Genomic DNA, 20415 nt, shown 5'->3' on the forward strand with positions numbered 1-20415 from the left:
GGGGCACCGCTCTCAGGCGCCGGTGCCCCGCCGTCCGGTGCGGGCGGCCGTGTCCCGGGCCTGGCGGCGGGCCTCCCGTGCCGCCCGCTCCGCCTCCTGCGACCGCCGGCGCGCGGCGCGCACGCCCTCGTCCGCCGTACGCCGCGCCCGCTCGGCCTCCTCGAGTCCGGCCGCCAGTTCCTCCACCCGCCGGGCCGCCTCCCGCAGACCTTCCCGCGCCCGCTCCTCGTCCGCCCGGGCGCGGTCCCGCTCCTCCTCCCGCGCGCGTGCCGCCTCCTCCGCGCGCCGCAGCTCCTCCCGCAGGGCCCGCCGCTCGCGTTCCGCCCGCTCCTCCCGTTCCCGCCGTTCCCGCTCCCGTTCGGCCCGCTCGTCCCGTTCCCGTCCCCGCTCCTCCTGCTCCTTCCGCTCCCCATTCCGCTCCGGCTTCCCCCGCTCCCGCTCGGGCGAAGCGTCCGGGGCCTTCTCCCGCCCATCCGCCCCCCTGCGCCGCTGCCGCTCCGGCGAGACGTCCGTGAGCGCCGCGTCGAAGCCCACCGGGGCGCTCAACGGTTTCACCAGCCGCCCCGCCGCCCATTCCCCGGCCGCGGCCGGGTCCGCGAGGACCGCGTGCAACGTCGCCTCCACCTCGTGCTGGACGGGGTCCCCGACCGGCTGCCCCGCGTCCGCCGCGAGCTGTCGCGCCTGCCGCGCGAGGGCCGTCACCACAGCGTGCTGCTGTCGGCTGAGCTCTCTCAGCCGCTCCCCGTCCAGCTCGTGGTGGGCGCGGCGCAGCCCGTCCCCCAGCGCGGCCAGCGACCGTGCCTCGTCCGGTCGCTCGCGTACGAGCAGGTTGCTCACCCATGCGGCCAGGGTCGGCCGGCGCAACGACCGCACGGCGTCGGCGAGTACCCGGTCCCCGGCCTTCCGCGCCTCGGCGGCGCGCGCGTCGCGGGCCGCGGTGAAGCGGTCGGGACGCAGGCCGTACAGCTCTTCCGCCACGCTTTCGAGGTCCACGACTGCTCTCCCGCTGGGCACGGTCCGTCAGTGCGGCGTCCTCATCCGCACCACGAATGCTGCATTTGTCCATTTTGCCCGGACTTGTCAGGTTTTCCTTCCCTGGGTGGTGGTCACCCGCCCGTGTGAGGGGTCGCGAGACCCGCAGGCCAGAACTCCGCAGGAACCACAGAATCCTCGGGAGGATGCATGATCACCCAGGCACAGATCCCGGCCGTGCTCGACCATCCGGTGTACGACGCGGCCGGCGACAAGATCGGCGAGGCGAAGCACGTGTTCGTCGACGACACGACGGGCCGGCCCGACTGGGTCAGCGTCAAGACCGGCTTCTTCGGCTCCGGTGAATCGTTCGTGCCCATCCACGACGCCAGTGTCGTCGAGGACCACCTGGAGGTCCCGTACCCCAAGGGCAAGGTGAAGGACGCCCCCCACGTCGACGTCGACGCGGGAGGCCACCTCTCGGCCGAGGAGGAACGGCGCCTCTACGAGTACTACGGCATCGGCTGGGACGGCACGCTGGAGCAGGACGAGCGGGCCGGCGGCATCCGGTCCGGCCGCGCCGCCGGCACCGAGGCGGCGGCCGGCACGGTGGGCGCGGCGGGGACCACCGGGCGCGCCGGTGACGACGCGATGACCCGCTCCGAGGAGGAACTCCACGTCGGAGTGGAACAGCGCCAGACCGGCAAGGCGCGGCTGCGCAAGTACGTGGTCACCGAGGAGGTCCAGCAGACCATCCCGGTGCGGCACGAGGAGGTCGTCCTGGAGCGCGAGCCCGTCACGGAGGCCAACCGCGACGCCGCCCTCTCCGGACCGGAGATCACCGAGGCGGAACACGAGGTGACGCTGCACGCCGAGCGGCCGGTGGTGGAGACCGAGGTGACCCCGGTGGAGCGGGTACGGCTTCGCACCGAGGAGGTCACCGACGAGGAGACCGTGCGCGGTCAGGTGCGTAAGGAACGGATCGAGGCGGAACTCCCCGACGAGGACACCGGAAGGGACCGCTGACCACCGACCGCTGACCGGGCGTCGGCCGGCCACCGGCCGCTGACGGGCCGGCGTGTCAGGCGTCGGCGGAACGGGCCTCGGCCGACCGAGTATCCGCCGGCCCTGGCGGCCGACGGGCCGCCCCGCCGGCCGTTTCCCTCCACCGGAGCGGGACGGCACCGGGTGCCCCCGCGAAACGTACACGCCGTTTTCGCCGACGGGTCGTATACGACCGGCCGGCGCGCGGACTCGGTCGCCCGCCCCCCGAGGTCGTGTCCGGCCGCCCGGGGTCATGGAGGGCGGCCCGGGGAGGGAAAAGGCCCGCACGGCCCCTTCTGGGACCGTGCGGGCTATTCGGCGTGTGGTGCGGGCGGGGCTAGAAGGAGAAGACGCTGGAGCCCTCGGCCTGCATGACGCAGGAATTGGCGTACTTTTGCTCGAAGTTCACGCGCCGGCCTTCCCAGGTCCCCTGCGCGGTGACGACGACCGGGTCGTAGATCTTGATGCAGGGGCGGGTCTCCTCATCACCCAGTGCGCTGAACTCGCCCTGCGCGGCCCGGAGTTCGGCACACGCCTTCTGCGGTGCCGGGTGCGTCCCCCCGGCGGTGGGGTTACAGGTGAGCGTCACCGCCCGCAGCGGCACGGCGGTGGCTGCGTTCTCCCCCTGGGCGACCGTGAGTACCAGGGCCGTCGGTGCGTAGAGCCGCGGCGCGGGCGCGGCGGCCTCCGCGGCGGCCCCCGAGGCGGTCATGGGTCCGAGGACCCCCGCCGTGGCCAGACCGCAAATGACGGCGCGCCTTACCAGTGTCCGCATGACAGGAAACCTTTCCGTTCGATTGGGTTCGTTCCGTGCGGTGCGGCAGCCACATTGCCTTGCTCATCCTGTTGACGCACATTCAGCAGCGCTTTTCGGTTTGGTCTGTTATTCAAGTGCTGACGTGAAACAGCTTCACACCGGGTGCCGCCATGTCGGCGGAAGGGCGTCCACCAGCGCTTCGGCTCGTGCCGGGAATGGTTCAAACGTGCACCATGCGTGGAAACGTGCGAGCGGCCGGTGGCCAACACGTCCGAAACATGGTGGCAACACAAGGGGATGTGATTCGGCCTGCCTTCCCGGCGTGCCGACTTAAAAGGACCTTTCATCAGAAGGTAATGTCCTGGCAAAGTTGACGACGCTGCCGTCATGCATGATCGTTAAGGCGCCGCACCCCGGCACCCGCTCCGACAGCGCTGCGGAGACCCCGTGAAGTGCGTGTCAGCCGTACCCCCCACCTGTACCACCGACAATGACCCGACCACACCGCGTCCCGAGCCCCCACGGCCGGCGCGCAGGAGGCAGGCCGCCATGAAGACCCTGATCGACAACGCCCGCACGTTCCCCACGCGCGTTGCCCAACAGCCGCACGAGTTCCGCCGGCTGGCCGCCGGACAAGCCCCTCAGGCGCTGTTCATCACCTGCTCGGACTCCCGGGTGATCCCCTCCCTCATCACCGGTGCGCGCCCGGGCGAGCTCTTCGAGCTCCGCACCGCCGGCAATGTGGTGCCCCGCTACGACGAGGCCCGGCCCAGCGCCGAGACCGCCACCGTCGAGTACGCGCTCCGCGTCCTCGGCGTCCGCGACGTCGTCGTGTGCGGGCACTCCCACTGCGGCGCCGTCGGCGCCCTGGTGCGCGGTGACGACCTCTCCGCGCTGCCCGCCGTGCGCGGCTGGCTCGAGCACTCCGTGCCCGAGCCCCCGGGCACGGACGACCTCGGTCGGGCGGTACGCGACCACGCCGTGGCGCAGCTCGACGCGCTCCGCGGCTACCCGGCCGTGCGCGAGCTCCTCACCCTCGGGCAGCTCTCGCTGCACGCCTGGTACTACGAGGTCGACACGGGCGCGGTGAGCGCCCACCGGCCGGAGCTGGGAGGGGAGTTCAGCCCCCTCTGAGGAGGTCGCGGCGCACTCCCTCCCACTCCGTCCGTCCGCCGTCCCCCGGGACGGCGGACCGCATCCCTAGGAACCCACCCACATGTCCACCCTGCTGAAGAATCCCACCGTGCTGCGCCGAGACATATTGGCGTCGCTCGTCGTCTTCCTCGTCGCCCTGCCGCTGTGCGTCGGTGTGGCCGTCGCGTCCGGCGTACCCGCCGAACTCGGCCTGGTCACCGGCATCGTCGGCGGCCTGCTCGTGGGAGCCCTGCCCGGAAGTTCCCTTCAGGTCAGCGGCCCCGCCGCGGGCCTGACCGTGCTCGTCTACGAAGCGGTCCAGGAATTCGGCCTGGGCGCGCTCGGGGTCATCGTCCTCATATCCGGACTCCTCCAACTGGTGCTCGGCGCCCTGAAGTTCGGCCGCTACTTCCGGGCCATCTCCGTCGCCGTGGTCCAGGGCATGCTCGCGGGCATCGGCCTGGTCCTCGTGCTCGGCCAGGTCTACGCGATGGCCGACACCGCGCAGCCGTCCGGCGGCCTCGGCAAACTCGCCGGCCTGCCCGGGCTGGCCGGCTCCGTCCTCTCCGGCGGCACGGCGCTCACCGCGTTCCTGGTGGGCGCCGGAACCGTGGCGGTCCTCGTCCTGTGGCCGCGGCTGCCGGCCCGCGCCCGTGTGGTCCCCGGCCCGCTGGTCGCGGTCGCCCTGGCCACCGCGGTGACCGTCGCGTTCGACCTCCCCGTCGCCAAGGTCGAGGTCCAGGGCCTCCTGGAGGCCGTGCGGCCCCCCGGGCTCGGCGACTTCGGGGACGTCGCCACGGTCGCGGCGGTCGGCACCGTCCTCGCCTTCACTCTGATCGCCTCGGCCGAGAGCCTGTTCAGCGCGGCGGCGGTGGACCGGATGCACGACGGGCCGCGCACCGACTACGACAAGGAGCTGATGGCCCAGGGCATAGGCAACACCGTCTGCGGTGCGCTCGGCGCGCTGCCCATGACGGCCGTCATCGTCCGCAGCGCCGCCAACGTCCAGGCGGGGGCCCGCACTTCCCTCTCGCGGATACTCCACGGGCTGTGGCTGCTGCTGTTCGCGGCCCTGCTGCCCGCCGCCATCGGCGTCATCCCGCTCGCCGCGCTCGCCGGCGTCCTGGTGCACGCCGGGTGCAAGCTCGCCCCGGTCAAGGAGCTCGCCCCGCTGTGGCGCGAGCACCGGGGAGAGGCGGTGATCCTCGTCGTCACCGCCGTGGCCATCCTGGTCACCAACCTCTTCGAGGGTGTGGTGCTGGGCCTGTTGCTCGCGGTGTGCAAGTCCGCCTGGGAGACCTCCCACCTCCACGTCGAGGTACGGGAACTCACCGGTGGGCGCATGGTCGCGGCCATCACCGGCAACGCGACGTTCCTCCGGCTGCCCCGGATCCTCGAGGAGTTGGAGGGCCTTCCCAGCGACCGGCCCATCGAGCTGGACCTCTCCGGCCTGCGCCATCTCGACCACGCGTGCCGGATTGCCCTGGAGAACTGGGCGCTGCGCCACAACGACGCGGGTACGGAACCGGTGCGGATGCTGCCGCCCGAGGGGATTCCCGCTCAGCTCTCGTCGGCGTCCAGCACGTAGTCGATGACGGAGGAGGGTGTCAGCCGGTCCTTCTTGACGATGGCGACGCCGTCGCTCCCGGTGCGGGTGGCGGTACCTGGAGCGGCGTCGTGTCCGGCGGCCCGGGCCGTCGCGGCCCCCGCGGCTCCTGCGGTCAGCAGGACGCCGGTGGCCGCGGCCACGGCGGTGGCTCGGATGTTCATGCGCGCACCCTCTCGGTCGGTGGTTCGTCGTTCGGTGAGCCCTGCCGTTGACCAACGACACCCCACGGGAGAAGTGGCGGGCGGGGCTCCGGTGGGTGGCGCGAGCCCGGACATGCTGTTGTTGACCGAAAGGGGTGAAAGTAGTTCTATGGGAGATAAAGGGCAGATAAGTCTTCCACAGGAGGCGGGCCCCGCGATGACCACCCACCCGAGCATCGAACAACACCCCGACCTGGCCGAGATGCGTTCTCGGTTCGAACGGGCGACCAGCACCCCCCGTGGCCAGGCGATCGAGACCCTGGGCCTTCTCACGGGTCTCTACTTGGCGGCGTCGCCGTGGATCGCCGGTTTCAGCGGCCTCACGACACTCGCCGTCTGCAACCTGATCACCGGTGTCGCCTATGCCTTGTGCATGGGCGGGTTCGGCTCGGCGTACGAGCGGACCCACTCCATGGCCTGGGCCGCGTGCGCCATCGGCGCGTGGACGATCGTCTCGCCCTGGGTCGTGGCCGGCAACGTCGACACGACCCGCAGCGTGGTCAACAACATCATCGTCGGCGCCGTGGCCCTGCTGCTCGGCCTGGCGATGGCCGCGTCGGCCATGGCGGACCGGCGGGCCGGCCGCTCCCGCTCCCGCGGCCGCGGCGGCGCCGGCATGTGAAAGACCGGGACCGGCACGCTCGGCCCACAAGGCTCCGGCGCCCCTCGCGCCGGGGCCTTGCCGCATGCGCGGACCGCGCCGACAACGCGCCTCGGTACGCGAAACGGGTCCGGGGCCCGTACGCGGGCGGGGCCCGGCGTCCCGTACGCGCGGAGGGTCCGGCGTTCGTACGCGCGGAGGGTCCGGCCGTCGTCCGGGGCGGGACCGTCGGCTATGGGGCGGCAGGTCGCGCGATGTCCTGCTCGGCCCAGACGACCTTGCCGGTGGGCGTCCGGCACGAACCCCAGCGGCGGCACAGCATGTTGATCAGTTGCAGGCCGCGACCGCCCTCCGCGCTGAGCGGGGCGTGCTGGATCTGCGGCAGGTCGGGACCGGTGTCCGACACCTCCACGGACAACCGCTCGTGGCGCACCAGCCGGAGCTGCTTCGGGCCGCCGCCGTACCGGAGCGCGTTGCCGACCAGCTCGCTCACCACCAGCTCCGTGACGTCCACCAGGTCGGACAGCGACCAGCTCTCCAGCTGGGCCCGGACCAGACGACGCGCCTCACCGGCGGCCGAGCCGTCCGACGGGAGCGGACGGACGAACAACTCGCCCTCGGCGAAAGGCCGGGACTCCGCGACGAGGACGACGGCGTCGTCGAACCGCCGGCCCTCGCCCCCGCCCGTCCCCGCGCCCGGCACGGCGCAACTCTCCGACAGGGCGGGCTGCGGCCCCCGGACCGCCTCCCGCAGGCGGTCCAGCTGCGTGTCGATGTCGTGCACCCGGCTCTTGACGAGGCCGTCGGTGTACAGCATCAGCCGGCTGCGCCCGGGGACCCGTGCCGTCACCGGGTCGTACGGGATGACGCCGGCGCCCAGCGGCGCGCCCGCGGGCACGTCCATGAACGACGCCTCACCGTCGGCGCCGATCAGGAGCGGCGGCAGGTGCCCGGCGCTGGCCAGCCGGAACGTCCCGTCGGCCGGGTCGTACACGGCGCACAGGCAGGTGGCGACCTGGTCCTCCTCCAGGTCGCGGGCGGCGAGGTCCAGCCGCGCCAGGACGCGCTCGGGCGCGATGTCGAGGCCGAGCAGCGTACGGGCCACCGAGCGCAGCCGCCCCATGGTCGCGGCCGCCGCCAGGCCGTGGCCCATCACGTCACCGACCACCAGCGCGGTGCGGCCGCTCGGCAGGGGGACCACGTCGAACCAGTCCCCGCCCACCCCGCCCGGGTCTACGGCGGGCCGGTAGTCGGAGGCCACGCGCAGTCCCGGCGTGGAGGGCGCGGTCCGGGGCAGCAGGGCGCGCTGGAGGGTGAGGACCGTTTCCCGCTCCCGGCTGTAGAGGCGGGCGTTGTCGATGTAGACCGCCGCCTTCGAGGCGAGCTCCCAGGCCAGCGCCAGATCGGTGGGCGTGAAGGGGCCCCGGCCACCGGCCCGTACGAAGTCGGCGGCCCCCAGCAGCACCCCGCGCGCGATGAGCGGCACCGCCATGTAGCTGTGCACGCCGGAGCTCCGCATCAGGCGCGCCGCGCGGGGGCTCGGGGCGATCGACTCGTACTGGTCCGGCGTGATCCGGCTCACCAGCACCGGCCGGCGGGCGGTCAGGCACTGGTAGACGTACTTGGGTGTCGGCTGGACGGTGGTCAGCTCACCGACCGGGTCCGGCTCCAGGTGCCGCAGCCGGTCGATCACGGACACGGCCATGGCGCGGGTCAGCGGGACAGCGACACCGCCCACCCGGTCGCCCTCGCCTCCCCGCAGCACCGAGTCCAGCAGGTCCACCGCCGCGCCGTCGGCCATCGTGGGCACGGTGAAGTCGGCGAGCTCCTGGGCGGTCCGGCCCAGGTCCAGCGTGGTGCCGATGAGGTCGCCGGCCTGGTTCAGCCACTCCAGCCGGCTGCGGTCGGCGGTGACGGAGCCGACGGCGGCCGCGGCGCGCCGCAGCACCCGCGTCGCGCGCAGGGAGCCGATGCGTCCACCGATTCCGCCGCCTCCCCGACTGCGGTTGTCGTCCACGTCGAGTACCTCTCCCCATGCCGCCGCCGGGCCCTGGAACACCCGATTGTGCCCTGTCCGGGCCCCGGCGGCCCGCCGGGGCGCCCGGACGGCCCGGCCCGCGCCCCCGGCCGCCCCGGTGCGGCGCCGGGCCGGCGACCGTGGACCCCGCCCCGGGCGGGGCGGGCCCCGCCCCGCCGACCACGGCCGGCTCACGCACAGGAGCGTTCCGCCGCGGGAGCGCTCACGCACCCGGGGCGGGACCCGCCCCGGCCGTCCCGGCCGCCTCCGGGGGCAGGAACGTGACCTGCGGCGCCCCCGTGCGCGGGTGCACCGCGACCTCGGCCGCCACCCCGTACACGTCGGCCAGCAGCGCGGGGGTGAGCACCTCGGCGGGCGGGCCGGAGGCGGTCACCGCGCCGTCCCGCAGGACGTACAGCCGGTCGCAGTAGTACGCGGCCAGGTTCAGGTCGTGCAGCGCCACCAGGACGGTGGCCGGCAGGGACCGCAGATGCCCGAGGACCTCCAACCGGTGGCGCACGTCCAGGTGGTTGGTGGGTTCGTCGAGGACCAGCAGGGAGGGCTGCTGGGCGAGGGCGCGGGCGATGAGCACCCGCTGCCGCTCCCCTCCGGACAGCCGGTCGAAGGGGCGGTCCGCGAGCGCCGCCGCGTCCACCGCCTCCAGCGCCCCCTCGATCAGCCGGGCGTCCTCGGCGGTGTCCCCGTCGAGCAGCCGTTTGTGCGGAGTGCGGCCCATGGCGACGACCTCCCGCACGCTCAGGTCGAAGCCGGCGCCCGGCTCCTGCACCACGGCGGCCAGGGTGCGGGCCAGTCGGCGCACCGGCAGCGCCCAGGCGTCCGCGCCGTCGACGCGGACCCGCCCCGCGTCGGGGCGCAGGACGCGGTAGACGGCGCGCAGGAGGCTGGACTTGCCGCTGCCGTTGGGCCCGACCAGCCCGATCACCTCCCCGGGGCGGGCGGTCAGCGAGACGTCCCGTACGAGACGGCGGGCACCGGCGGTGAGGGTGACCCCCTCGACGACGAGTTCGGCGGCGGTCATGCCACCCCCCGGCCGGCGGCCCGCCCGGCGTCCCGGCGCATCAGCCACAGGAAGAACGGCCCGCCGCACAGGGCCGTCAGCACGCCGACGGGGATCTCCATCGGCGCGGCGACGGTACGGGCGGCGATGTCGGCCCACACCAGGAACACCGCCCCCGCGAGTGCGGCGGTCGGCAGCACCCGGCGGTGGTCGCCGCCCACGAACAGGCGCACGACGTGCGGCAGGATGAGCCCGACGAAGCCGATCGGACCGGCCGCCGCGACCAGGACACCGGTGACCAGGGACAGCAGGACGAACATACGGGCGCGGAAGCGGCCCACGTCCAGCCCCAGCGTCGTGGCCGACTCCTCGCCGGCCAGCAGCAAGTTCAGCGACCTCGCCCGCGTCAGCAGGACACCGACACCCAGCAGCACGGCCGCGCCGGGCAGCCACAGCGTCCCCCACCGCACCCCGCCCAGCCCCCCGAGGGTCCAGGCGAGCACCGCCCGGGCCTGGTTCCCACGGTCACCGGCCAGCAGCAGCAGGTGCGTCACCGCCGTCAGCACGGCGCCGCACGCCACCCCGGCCAGCACCAGGCGCACCGGCGTGATCCGCCCACCGGTCCGCGCCGTGGTGTACACCAGCAGCAGCGTCAGCAACGCCCCGGCGAAGGCGGCGGCCGACAGGGAGAGGGGCCCGAACAGGCTCACCCCGAACACGATGACCGTGACGGCGCCCAGCGACGCCCCGGACGAGACCCCCAGCAGATAGGGCTCCGCGAGGGGGTTGCGCACCAGCGCCTGCATGGCCGCGCCCACCACCGCGAGGCCGGCGCCCGTCACCGCCCCCAGCAGCACACGCGGGGCGCGCACGTCCAGGACGATCGTCTCCCGCGCCCGCGACCAGGACGGCTCGGACCGGTCCAGGCCCAGGGCGTGCGTCACGATGCCCCACACCTCACCGGGCGGCACCCGCACCGAGCCGACGGCCATGCCGGCCACCGCCGAGAGCACCAGGGCCGCGCCGAGCGCCACCAGCACCACGGCGAACCGGGCCCCGCGCGGCCCCCGGCCCGCGCCTCCGCCCGGTTCGCCGCCGGTTCCGCGGTCCGGTCCGCCGGCCGGTCCCGCGCCGCTGGGCCCGGAGCGGGCGGCAGCGGAGGCCGGTGCCTTCGCCGTCACCGGAACCGCTCGGGGTGCAGGGCCCGGGCGAGGTCCTCGACCGCGTACGGCGGCCGGACGCCGATCAGCGTCGCGGTCAGCGGCAGCACGACGAACCGCTTGTTCCTGATGGCGGGGACGTCGGCGAGAGCGGGCTGGGAGAGCAGGAACCTCTTCTTCTGCTCGACGCTCCCGGCGCCCGCGTAGTCGTAGATCGCGACGACCTCCGGCTTCCGGGCGACGACCTGCTCCCAGGACGCCTCGCCGAAGACGTCGTCGAGGTCCGCGAAGACGTTCCGCCCGCCGGCGAGCCGGATGATCTCGGTACCGAGACTCCTGCCGCCGGCGGTGAACGGCGCCTTGTCGCCGCTGTCGTAGACGAAGACGGGCACGGCGGGCGCGCCCCGCACGGCGGCGCCGGCCCGCTCGACGCGGCCCCGCAGATCGGCCACCAGCCGGTCGGCCCGCTCCGGCACGCCGAAGATCGCGCCGATCGTGCGGATCTCGTCGTACGCGTCCCGCATCGACACCCGCTTCTTGCCGCAGTACTCGCGGTTCAGGTACGTGTCGATGCCGGCGTCCGCGAACGCCGTGCGCGACCGCCCCTCGTTCTCGGCGAACGCGCTCGCGTAGCCGCCGTAGACGAAGTCGGGTTCGGCTTCGAGGACGGTCTCGAAGGACGGCTCCTTCTCCGCCAGCAGGGGGACGGACGCGTAGTCCGCGCGCAGCCGCGGAAGGACCGCCGAGTCCGGGAAGGCCGTACCTGCCATCCGGTCCCTCAGGCCGAGGGCCAGCAGCAGTTCGGCGGGGTGCTGGTGGATGGTGACCGCCCGGGCGGGCGGCTTGCGGTAGGTGGTGCTGGTGCCGCAGTTGTCGACGGTGACCGGGAAGCCCTTGGCCGGCGAGGCGGCCGGCGCGGCCTCCGGCCGGTCGGCGGGACCCGAGCCGGCGGCGCAGCCGGCCAGCAGGGCCGTGGACAGGGCGAGTGACAGGGTCGCGGCGCGCAGGGCGCGGCGGCGGGTGAGAGGTGGGGGAAGGACAGGACGGGGCGTGCCGTCGTACACGTGAAGCCTCCTGGGGAGTCCGCGCTCCTCGGATCGGGCCCGCGACAGGCCAGTGTCCTGACTCCCGGATCGACGTTCCCCCCGCCTTCCCGCGCGGCGCGCAGTGGCGTGCAGAAGGGGTGCACTCCCCGGTCACAGTGGCGGGACCGTGCCGGAATCGCACCGGCTTCCTGATCTCCCGTCGCGGTGATGACCAGGTGATCTTACGTATATGCGGCGGATGGGTAAAAGGGCGCACAGCCGGAACCGGGCACCTGGGGGAGTGTCCCTCGTCACGGGCACCCGCCGAAGGCGGCCTGGCGCGGTGCGCGGCCCGTCTGGGATCCTGCGACGGACCCGCGACGGCGGAACGAGGAAGCCGGTGGAAGTCCGGCACGGTACCGCCACTGTGAAGGGGGGGGCGAACCCGCCACGGTCACCGCCCCATCGGGCGGGAAGACCGGGGGAGCGCCGATCCCGAGTCAGGAGACTCACGCCGTCGCACCTCGACGTACCGGGGCGGATCTCCCCGAGAGAGGACGGCGGCTCCCGTGCACCCGCCCCCGGCCACACCCCCTTCCGCGGGCCCCGGCTCCCCGGGCGCCCCGCCCCCGCCCGATGTGCCGTCCGGGACATCGCTCCCCGCGCCGCCCGGGGCACCACGCCCGCCGCGGCCCGGCCCGGACGGCCCCGGCGCGCACGGGGTGACCGCCCGGACGCTCGCCCGGGTCACCGCGGTCGGCCCCTACTTCGCCGTGACCGGCGGGCCGCGCCCCGACGCCCGGGACTTCCGGCCGTTCACCGCGCTCCTGCACGATCCGCCGGCCCTGGCGGCGTACGTGGCGGAGACGGGCCGCCGGCTCGGTACCGACGGTCCGCCCGACACCGACCGGCGGCGCGTCGCGGCCTCGACCTTCCACCTCGGCACGGCCGCCCGCCTGTGGTCCGTCGCGCTCGCCACGGCCACCCTGACCGGCCGGGCCGCCGACCTGGCGCCCGAGCGGGTGTGGTGGCGCACCCCCCGGTCGGGCCCCGTCGAGCTGTGGCTGCCGCGGCCGGCCGCCACCACCGCGGGAGACCTCCCCGGCGCGCTGTACGAAACCGTCGTCGCCCGGCTCCTGCTGCCGCTCGGCGCCGCCCTCCGGAGGGACTTCGGCCTGTCGCCCAGAGTGCTGCACGGCAACACCGCCTCGGCGCTCGTCGGCGCCGTACGGGTCCTGCTGGCCCGGATCCCGGACGCCCCGCGCTCGCCGCTCCCGGTCGCCGCCGCCCTGCTGGCCCGCGAGCCGCTCGCGAGCGCGGGCGCCCTCACCACCGATCCGCTCGCCTACCACCGCGACAACTGCTGCCTCTACTACCGGATCCCCGGGAACGGATACTGCGGCGACTGCGTCCTGCGGCGCCCCGGCCCACGGCCGGACGGGAGGGACTGAGCCGGGCCGGCCGGCCCGCGAGCGCCGGCCCTCGCCGCCGCGGCGGATCACACGAAGCCGTAACGCGCGGCACGTGTGCCCGACCGCCGTACCGGGGATGGCCGTGATCATGACAGAAACGTCCCCGGCCGGGCCCGCCACGGCCCGCCGCCCCGCGCGGCAACTGCTCGCCGCCTCCATCGGCAACGCCGTCGAGTGGTACGACTGGTACGCCTACACCTTCCTCGCCACCTACATAGCGGGGCAGGTCTTCCCCGCCGAGTCCGGCAACTCCCTCGTCCCCCTGCTGTCCACCTTCGCCGTCTTCGCGGTCGGGTTCTTCATGCGGCCCGTCGGCGGCCTGCTGATGGGCGCCGTCGCCGACCGGCACGGCCGGCGTGCGGCGCTGACGGTCACCATCCTCCTGATGGGCGGCAGCAGCCTCCTGGTCGGCCTGACACCGACGTACGCCACGGCCGGCGTCCTCGCCCCGGTGGTCCTGGTGGTCGCGCGGCTCCTCCAGGGCCTGTCCGTCGGCGGTGAGTTCGCCGCGTCCACCACCTTCCTGGTCGAGTCGGCCGGACCCGGCAGGCGCGGCCTGTTCTCCAGCTTCCAGTACGTCTCCACCACCCTCGGCCAGCTCGCCGCCTCCGGTATAGCCGCCGCCCTGGTCGGCGGGCTGGGGGAGGACCGGATGCAGGGCTGGGGGTGGCGCGTGCCGTTCCTCGCAGGAGCCGCCTTCAGCCTCGTCGGCTTCTGGATCCGGCGAGGGGCCGAGGAGACCCTCCGCCTCCCGTCCGAGGGCGCCGGCCGGGCCCGCCCCGGACTCTTCGACGCGCTGCGCCACCACCCGCGCGCTTCCCTGCTGATCTGCGGCATCACGGCCGGCGGCACCCTCGCCTACTACACCTGGACGTCCTACCTGCCCACGTACGCCGAGCTCAACGCCGGGATCGACAAGGCCGACGCGCTGCTCGCCGGCACGCTGTCGCTCGGCTTCTTCGCCCTGCTCCAGCCGGTCGGCGGACTGCTGTCCGACCGGTACGGCCGCAAACCCCCGCTGCTGTTCTTCGGAGCCGGCTTCGCGCTGCTCGCCGTGCCCCTGCTGCGCTCGGTCGGAGACTCCTTCGGCTCGCTGCTCCTGGTCCAGTGCGCGGGCATGGTGCTGCTCACCGGGTTCACGTCGGTTTCCGCCGCGGTCAACGCCGAGGTCTTCCCCGCCCGGGTGCGGGCCGCCGGCATCGGATTCCCGTACTCGCTGACCGTGGCCCTCTTCGGAGGGACGGCTCCCTATGTGGGGACGCTCCTGAAGGAGGTGGACCATCCCGGCCTGTTCCCGTGGTACGTGTCCGCCCTGTGCCTGGTGTCCGCCGCCGTGTACCTGCGGCTGCCCGAGACCGCCCACCGGGAGCTGGAGCGCTGACCCGCCCGGCCCCGCGGACGAACACATGACCAAAGTCCGTGCTTCCCGCAACGACATGGGGGTACCAGGGCGGTCATGACCGCTCGCGGACCGGTGGCCGGCACCGGCCGGCCGGTGTGTGCCGATGGACGGATGTCCGCCACGCATCCGTTACGCCCCGCTCCACGACGGTCATGGCTGAGGAGTCCGAGTCCCGAGCACGGAGGAACAATGCCCAACCCCAACCCGCTGAAGGCCGCCGCCGAAAAGCTCACCGCACCCCTCCACGACGGCGGACCGGCCGAAGGCGTCCCCGGCGCCCCGGCCCCGGAACCCGCCCAGGTGGACGAACCCACCGAGGTACGCGGCCCCCTGCCGCCCAAGCCGGACCAGGGCGAGCCCGCCCCGTACTCGCCCACCGGCCGCGACACCGGCAACCCGCCGCAGACCCGCGCCCAGGACGGCCCGTACCTCACCACCGCCCAGGGAACCCGGCTGTACGACACCGACCACTCGCTCAAGGCGGGCCCCCGCGGCCCGGTCCTCCTCCAGGACCACCACCTGCGCGAGAAGATCATGCACTTCGACCACGAGCGCATCCCGGAGCGTGTCGTCCACGCCCGCGGCGCCGGCGCGCACGGGGTGTTCCAGGCGTACGGCACCGCAGAGGGTGTCACCCGGGCGGCGTTCCTGCGCAAGGGCACCGAGACCCCGGTGTTCGTGCGGTTCTCCACCGTCCTCGGCTCGCGCGGCTCGGCGGACACCGTGCGCGACACCCGCGGATTCGCCACGAAGTTCTACACCGAGGAGGGCGTCTTCGACCTCGTCGGCAACAACATCCCGGTCTTCTTCATCCAGGACGCCATCAAGTTCCCGGACGTGATCCACGCGGGCAAGCCGCACCCCGACCGGGAGATCCCGCAGGCCCAGAGCGCCCACGACACCTTCTGGGACTTCGTCTCACTCCACACCGAGGCCCAGCACCACACCATGTGGAACATGTCCGACCGGGGCATCCCGCGCTCGTACCGCACCATGGAGGGCTTCGGCGTCCACACCTTCCGCCTCGTCGACGCGAAGGGCGCCACCACCCTGGTCAAGTTCCACTGGAAGCCCAAGCTCGGCGTGCACTCCCAGCTGTGGGAGGAGGCGCAGATCACCGGCGGCGTCGACCCGGACTACCACCGCCGCGACCTGGCCGACGCCATCGAGGCCGGCGCCTACCCGCAGTGGGAGCTGGGCATCCAGACCTTCCCCGACACCCCCGAGCAGACCTTCGAGGGCATCGACCTGCTCGACCCGACGAAGATCGTGCCCGAGGAGCTCGCCCCGGTGCAGCCCATCGGCCTGCTCACCCTCAACCGCAACCCGAGCAACTTCTTCGCCGAGACCGAGCAGGTCGCCTTCCACGTCGGCCACCTCGTGCCGGGCATCGACGTCACCGACGACCCGCTGCTCGCCGGGCGCCTCTTCTCGTACCTGGACACCCAGATCACCCGGCTCGCGGGCCCCAACTTCAACCAGATCCCGATCAACCGGCCGCACGCCCCGGTCAACGACATGCTCCGCGACGGCTTCCACCAGCAGGCCGTGCACAGCGGCGTCGCCCCCTACAAGCCGAACTCCCTCGACGGCGGCTGCCCCTTCTTCGCCGGCGCCGGCACCGGCGCGTACATCGAGACCCCGGTCGAGGTGCCCGCCGCCCGCAAGGTCCGGGAGGCCCCGGCCAGCTTCGACGACCACTTCAGCCAGCCCAGGCTGTTCTGGCTCAGCATGTCCCCCGTCGAGCGGGAGCACATCATCACCGCCTACACCTTCGAGCTGGGCAAGTGCTACGACAACGCCGTCAAGCAGCGACAGCTCCAGGCACTCGCCAACATCGACACCGAGCTGTGCGCCCGGGTCGCCGAGGGCCTCGGCCTCCCCGCGCCCGAGCCCACGCTGCCGCCGGCCGACGTCATGCCCAGCCCCGCCCTGTCCCAGATCGGCCACGAGTGGCCGGCCGACGGCCGCATCATCGGCATCGTCGCCGACGGCAACGGCGACCTCGACGGCCTCCGTACCGTCCGCCAGGCCGTCCTGGACGCGGGCATGGTGCCGCTGGTCATCGCACCGGCGGGCGGGAAGATCGGCGCCGACGGCTCCGATCCGGTCACCGTGCAGCGCACCTTCGCCACCGCGCGGTCCATCGAGTTCGACGCCCTGATCCTCGCCGGGGTGCCCGCACCGGGCACCGACGCGTACGGCGCGCGGGACGCCAAGGCCGGTGACGCCGGACAGGCCGCCACCGCCCTCGACCCCCGCCTCCTGCTGATGGTCTCCGAGACCTACCGGCACGCCAAGGCCATCGGCGGCTGGGCGGGCGCCGAGAGCGTCCTGGAAGCGGCCGGCGTACCGGCCGGCGCCCCCGGCGTGGTGACCGGGGACGACGGGGAGGGCGTCCTCGCGCAGATCACCCGGCTCCTCGGCCGCCACCGCGTCTGGGACCGCTTCCCCGCCGCCGCCTGAGCGACCCGGTCCGGGACCGCTTCCCCGCCGCCCGAGCGACCGCCCGGCCGGTCAGGGGCCGGTCCCGGGCCCCCGGTGCGCGTCGTGCCGCAACGGCGTGAGCTGCTCGATGTCGTAGCGGCCGCGCAGCGCGGCGATCGCCGCGTGGTCCGGGGGCCCGTCCCGGTCGAGGATCGCGATCAGCTCCTCGAAGTACCGCTCGTGGTCCGGGGGAGGGGACGCCTGGAAGAACATCCTGGCGGGCTCGTCCGTACGGTTGGCGAAGGCGTGCGGACAGCCCGGCGGGACGACGATCACCGTGCCGGGCGTGGCCCGGACGGTGCGCCGGCCGGACGGCGACTCCCAGTGCCGCCAGTCGTCACCCGTCCGCACCCGCGGCTCGAACGCCAGGACGTCCAGCTCCCCTTCGAGGATGTAGAACAACTCCTCGCTGCGGGCGTGCACATGGGCCCCCACGTCGAACCCCGGGGGCACCACCACCTCGAAGCTCGACGCCGCCCGGGAGTGCTCACCCGTCACCTTGAAGGTGACCTCGTGGGCGGGAGAGCGCAGCGTGCGGCCGTGCCCTCTCGGTACCAGCAACCCGTCGGGGGCGTCGGACAGCAGAGCCGCCGGTGCCCCCTGGTGCGCGGTCACCAGGTCACCGGAAGGGACTCGGGCCCACGGATGAGCGCCCCGCGGCGGAACCGCACCTCTTCGACCGGGACGGCGAAGCGCAGGCCGGGGAAGCGGTCCAGGAAGGCGTCCACCAGCAGCTCGGACTCCATCCGGGCGAGCATGGCGCCCACGCAGAAGTGCGGCCCGTACCCGAACGCCACATGCGGGTTGGGGCTGCGGTCGAAGTCCAGCGCCTCGGGCGCGGGAAAGACGTCCGGGTCACGGTTGGCCGCCAGGTACGAGACGTACACCGGCTCGCCGGCCCGGATCCGCACCCCGGCCACCGTCACGTCCTCCCGGGCGATCCGGGACAGGCCGACGGCGCTGCGGTGCGGGATGTACCGCAGCAACTCGTCGATGGCGCGCGGGCGGATCGCCGGCTCGGCACGCAGCCGGGCCAGGTGTTCCGGGTGGGTGAGCAGGACGAACAGCATGTTGCCGCAGTTGTTGGTGACCGCCTCGCCGCCGATCTGGATCAGCAGCGCGAGCCCCACCGCCTCCGAGGACGTGATCTCGCCGTTCGCCACGGCGGTGCCGAGCAGACCGATGACGCTCTCCTCGTCGTCGCCGTCGTCGCCGTCGCGCGGCTGGCTCAGCAGGTCGGCGAAGTAGGCGCACATGTCCTCCTTGGCCCGCTGACTGCGCTCGACGCCGTGGGCCGAGGACAGGATCAGGTTCGTCCACTCGTGCATCCGCGGCCGGTCGATCGGCGGCACGCCCATCAGCTCGCACACCACGGCCAGCGGGAACGGGCCCAGCAGCCGCTCGGTGAGGTCGGCCGGCGGTCCGTCGGCCAGCACCTCCTCGACCAGCTCGTCCAGGAGCAGCCGGGCCCGCTCGCGCAGCCGCTCCACACCGCGCGTGGTGAAGGCGGGCGCCACCGCCCGGCGCAGCCGGGTGTGGTCGGGCGGGTCCTCGAACCCCACCGCCCCGTCGACCGGGACGAAGTGCGGAGCCAGCCGCGTGACGTCGTTCTCGACGACCAGCTTCCGGCTGAAGCGCGGATCGTTCGTCACCGACCTGACGTCGTCGTAGCGCGTCACGAGCCACGCCCAGCCGTCGCCGTTGGGCAGCTTGATCCGCGTGATCGGACCCTCGCGCATCAGCTCCGCGAGCACCGGGTCGAACTCCACCCCGAAAAGGTCCAGGGCGGGCCAGTGGCGCACGGGCGGCAGCGCGGCCGTGGTCGTCGTCTCATCCAACACGGGTCGGTTCCTCCGCCAGGGCACGGTCCGGCACGTCCGCGATCACGCGGGTGCCCAGACGTTCGGACGCGCGGTCGGAGACGGTCCAGCGGCCGAGCGACATCTCGGCCGTGATCCCGGGACCGAACCCCGCGAGCAGACCGCGTGCCGTGGGGTGCGCGCTCCCCTCGTCGAACAGCCGCCGCAGCGCGTCCAGGACGACGGCACTCGCGATGTTCCCGTACTCGGTCAGCGTGGCCCGGCTGAAGCGGAACGCCTCGGCGGGCACGCCCAGGAATTTGCTCAGGTCGTCCAGGATCCTGGGACCACCCGCGTGGATGATGTAGAAGTCCAGGTCCGAGGCGTCCCAACCGTGCTGCCCCGCCAGGTCCTTGAGCGCCGGAGCCAACGGTTCCATGGTGGCCGGCACCCGCTTGTCGAGCTTGAAGTGGAAGCCGGTGGAGCGTACGTCGTACGCGATCCAGTCCTCCGTGTCGGGTACCAGGTACGAGCCGTTGCGCTCCAGCGTCACGCCCGTCCCGCCCTGGCCCCGCATCACGGCGGCCGCGAGGCCGTCGCCGAACAGGCCGTTGGACAGCAGGTTCCCGACGCCGAGGTCGGTCGGCTGGTAGCACAGCGAGCAGAACTCGCACGCCACGATGAGCGCGTTCGCCTCCGGGTAGGCGGTGCAGAAGTCGTGTGCCCGGTTGATCGCCGCGCCGCCCGCCGCGCAGCCGAGCTGGGCGATGGGTACCTGGCGGGTGTCGCTGCGGAAGCCCATGGTGTTGATGAGCCAGGCCGTGAGCGACGGCATCATGAAGCCGGTGCACGAGACGTAGATGATCACATCGATGTCCGCGGCCCGGAGCTCCGCGTCCTCCAGCGCCCGGTTGATCACCGCGGGCACCCGGGCCTTGGCCTCGGCCTCGTATATCCGGTTCCGCACATCGAATCCGTCGTGCCGCAGCGTCTCCTCGATGGGACGCAGGAGGTGCCGCTTCTGGACGCCGGTGTTCTCCATCAGCCGCAGAGCCAGCTGCAGCTGCGGATGGTCCGCGTGGATGGTCCGCGCCAGGTCGAGCGTCTGTTGCATGGTGATGACGTGCTCGGGGACGGAGACCGCGGGTCTGCACAACGTGGCCATGGGGTAAGCCCTTTCGTCGCGTTTGCTCTCAAAGGATCCGCGATGGGCGATCGTCGCGCGCGTCGAAGGAGACCCGGCCGGTTACGTCGAACCGGTGACGCGGCACCACCGGCCCCCGGAGCACGGCGGCGGCGGTCCCCGGGCATATGCCGCCGGAACGCGGCAGGCCGGGCGCGCACCGCCACGCCCGTGCGGAGCACATCCGCCGCCGTCACGCCAACGCCGGGCGTTGCGCCCGCCCGGCGGGGGGACCCGTACGGGGACCGTCCGTTCCCCCGTTCGGAGGTGCAGTGGGTGCTCCGCCGCAAGGGGGCGGCGGAGCATGAACGCATGCCCCTCCACCTCCGCATCGTCCACGGCCGCCCCACCCCCACCGAGCTCGCGGCCCTCACCGCCGTCCTGAGCGCGCTCGCGTGCCGGACCGGGGCGGAGGGCCCCCGCACCGGCCCGGCGTCGCGCCGGGCGGAATGGGACCGCGGCTGGCGGGCCCACCCGGCCCCCGGGTCGTGGCGCGCCCGCTTCGGCTCCCGCCCCCGCCACCCGCACCATTGAG

General features: G+C 73.7%; 18 protein-coding genes and 2 riboswitches. Of the genes, 8 read left to right on the top strand and 10 right to left on the bottom strand.

Annotated elements, in window-relative coordinates:
* Positions 1 to 12 precede the first annotated feature (12 nt).
* Positions 13 to 993 (bottom strand): hypothetical protein, encoded by a 981-nt coding sequence (locus IE109_RS20365; protein ID WP_189552353.1) that lies wholly within the window; start codon positions 991 to 993, stop codon positions 13 to 15.
* Between the two features lie 189 nt (positions 994 to 1182).
* On the opposite strand from IE109_RS20365, the gene IE109_RS20370 reads away from it, so the two are divergent.
* A complete protein-coding gene (locus IE109_RS20370; protein ID WP_189552354.1) occupies positions 1183 to 1998 on the top strand; it encodes a DUF2382 domain-containing protein in 816 nt (271 codons plus the stop codon).
* A gap of 355 nt (positions 1999 to 2353) precedes the next feature.
* Here the strand turns inward: IE109_RS20370 and IE109_RS20375 are convergent, their stop codons facing one another.
* Positions 2354 to 2791 (bottom strand): subtilase-type protease inhibitor, encoded by a 438-nt coding sequence (locus IE109_RS20375; protein ID WP_189552355.1) that lies wholly within the window; start codon positions 2789 to 2791, stop codon positions 2354 to 2356.
* 531 nt (positions 2792 to 3322) lie between these two features.
* On the opposite strand from IE109_RS20375, the gene IE109_RS20380 reads away from it, so the two are divergent.
* Positions 3323 to 3907: a carbonic anhydrase gene (locus tag IE109_RS20380; protein ID WP_189552356.1), complete on the top strand. Its 585-nt coding sequence runs from the start codon at positions 3323 to 3325 to the stop codon at positions 3905 to 3907.
* An 82-nt stretch (positions 3908 to 3989) separates the two neighbouring features.
* Positions 3990 to 5495, top strand: a complete 1506-nt coding sequence (locus IE109_RS20385) for a SulP family inorganic anion transporter (RefSeq protein WP_189552357.1) — start codon at positions 3990 to 3992, stop codon at positions 5493 to 5495.
* On the opposite strand, the gene IE109_RS20390 is transcribed toward IE109_RS20385, so the two are convergent.
* The gene (locus tag IE109_RS20390) at positions 5468 to 5677 is read right to left on the bottom strand and encodes a hypothetical protein (RefSeq protein WP_189552358.1); all 210 of its coding nucleotides are present in this window, start codon (positions 5675 to 5677) and stop codon (positions 5468 to 5470) included. The two genes, IE109_RS20385 and IE109_RS20390, sit on opposite strands and share 28 nt — an antisense overlap.
* Positions 5678 to 5873: 196 nt before the next feature.
* Between IE109_RS20390 and IE109_RS20395 the strand changes: the two genes are divergently transcribed.
* Positions 5874 to 6338 carry an SPW repeat protein gene (locus tag IE109_RS20395; RefSeq protein ID WP_189552359.1) on the top strand — a complete coding sequence of 155 codons (465 nt, stop codon included), beginning with the start codon at positions 5874 to 5876 and terminating at the stop codon, positions 6336 to 6338.
* 211 nt (positions 6339 to 6549) lie between these two features.
* Here the strand turns inward: IE109_RS20395 and IE109_RS20400 are convergent, their stop codons facing one another.
* From IE109_RS20400 to IE109_RS20415, 4 genes are all read right to left on the bottom strand, one after another.
* The gene (locus tag IE109_RS20400; protein ID WP_373297740.1) at positions 6550 to 8334 is read right to left on the bottom strand and encodes an ATP-binding SpoIIE family protein phosphatase; all 1785 of its coding nucleotides are present in this window, start codon (positions 8332 to 8334) and stop codon (positions 6550 to 6552) included.
* 223 nt (positions 8335 to 8557) lie between these two features.
* The gene (locus IE109_RS20405; RefSeq protein WP_189552360.1) at positions 8558 to 9373 is read right to left on the bottom strand and encodes an ABC transporter ATP-binding protein; all 816 of its coding nucleotides are present in this window, start codon (positions 9371 to 9373) and stop codon (positions 8558 to 8560) included.
* On the bottom strand, positions 9370 to 10533 hold the full coding sequence (locus tag IE109_RS20410; protein ID WP_189552361.1) for a FecCD family ABC transporter permease: 1164 nt from the start codon (positions 10531 to 10533) through the stop codon (positions 9370 to 9372). Before IE109_RS20410 ends, IE109_RS20405 begins: the two co-directional genes overlap by 4 nt.
* Positions 10530 to 11576: an ABC transporter substrate-binding protein gene (locus tag IE109_RS20415; RefSeq protein WP_189552362.1), complete on the bottom strand. Its 1047-nt coding sequence runs from the start codon at positions 11574 to 11576 to the stop codon at positions 10530 to 10532. Before IE109_RS20415 ends, IE109_RS20410 begins: the two co-directional genes overlap by 4 nt.
* A 30-nt stretch (positions 11577 to 11606) precedes the next feature.
* Positions 11607 to 11789, bottom strand: a riboswitch (cobalamin riboswitch).
* Between the two features lie 101 nt (positions 11790 to 11890).
* A riboswitch (cobalamin riboswitch) is annotated at positions 11891 to 12070 on the top strand.
* A gap of 189 nt (positions 12071 to 12259) precedes the next feature.
* Between IE109_RS20415 and IE109_RS20420 the strand changes: the two genes are divergently transcribed.
* From IE109_RS20420 to IE109_RS20430, 3 genes are all read left to right on the top strand, one after another.
* Positions 12260 to 12988, top strand: a complete 729-nt coding sequence (locus IE109_RS20420) for a (2Fe-2S)-binding protein (RefSeq protein WP_189552363.1) — start codon at positions 12260 to 12262, stop codon at positions 12986 to 12988.
* A 109-nt stretch (positions 12989 to 13097) separates the two neighbouring features.
* Complete coding sequence (locus IE109_RS20425) at positions 13098 to 14390, top strand: MFS transporter (protein ID WP_189552364.1); 1293 nt, start codon at positions 13098 to 13100, stop codon at positions 14388 to 14390.
* 210 nt (positions 14391 to 14600) lie between these two features.
* On the top strand, positions 14601 to 16877 hold the full coding sequence (locus tag IE109_RS20430; protein WP_189552365.1) for a catalase: 2277 nt from the start codon (positions 14601 to 14603) through the stop codon (positions 16875 to 16877).
* Positions 16878 to 16928: 51 nt separating this feature from the next.
* On the opposite strand, the gene IE109_RS20435 is transcribed toward IE109_RS20430, so the two are convergent.
* Genes IE109_RS20435 through IE109_RS20445 form a run of 3 tightly spaced genes read right to left on the bottom strand, consistent with a single transcriptional unit; the run spans position 16929 to position 19862 of the window.
* Positions 16929 to 17513, bottom strand: coding sequence for a cupin domain-containing protein (locus IE109_RS20435; RefSeq protein WP_229891303.1), 585 nt, complete (start codon positions 17511 to 17513; stop codon positions 16929 to 16931).
* Positions 17510 to 18736 carry a cytochrome P450 gene (locus IE109_RS20440; RefSeq protein ID WP_189552415.1) on the bottom strand — a complete coding sequence of 409 codons (1227 nt, stop codon included), beginning with the start codon at positions 18734 to 18736 and terminating at the stop codon, positions 17510 to 17512. The genes IE109_RS20435 and IE109_RS20440 overlap by 4 nt, the downstream gene beginning before the upstream one ends.
* Positions 18729 to 19862 (bottom strand): type III polyketide synthase, encoded by a 1134-nt coding sequence (locus IE109_RS20445; protein ID WP_189552366.1) that lies wholly within the window; start codon positions 19860 to 19862, stop codon positions 18729 to 18731. Before IE109_RS20445 ends, IE109_RS20440 begins: the two co-directional genes overlap by 8 nt.
* 330 nt (positions 19863 to 20192) lie before the next feature.
* Here IE109_RS20445 and IE109_RS33735 point away from each other — a divergent pair, with 330 nt between their 5' ends.
* On the top strand, positions 20193 to 20414 hold the full coding sequence (locus IE109_RS33735; protein ID WP_189552367.1) for an acyl-CoA carboxylase subunit epsilon: 222 nt from the start codon (positions 20193 to 20195) through the stop codon (positions 20412 to 20414).
* The last annotated feature ends 1 nt before the right edge of the window (position 20415 follow it).

This window comes from Streptomyces lavendofoliae, from assembly GCF_014649735.1.
Taxonomy (GTDB): domain Bacteria; phylum Actinomycetota; class Actinomycetes; order Streptomycetales; family Streptomycetaceae; genus Streptomyces; species Streptomyces lavendofoliae.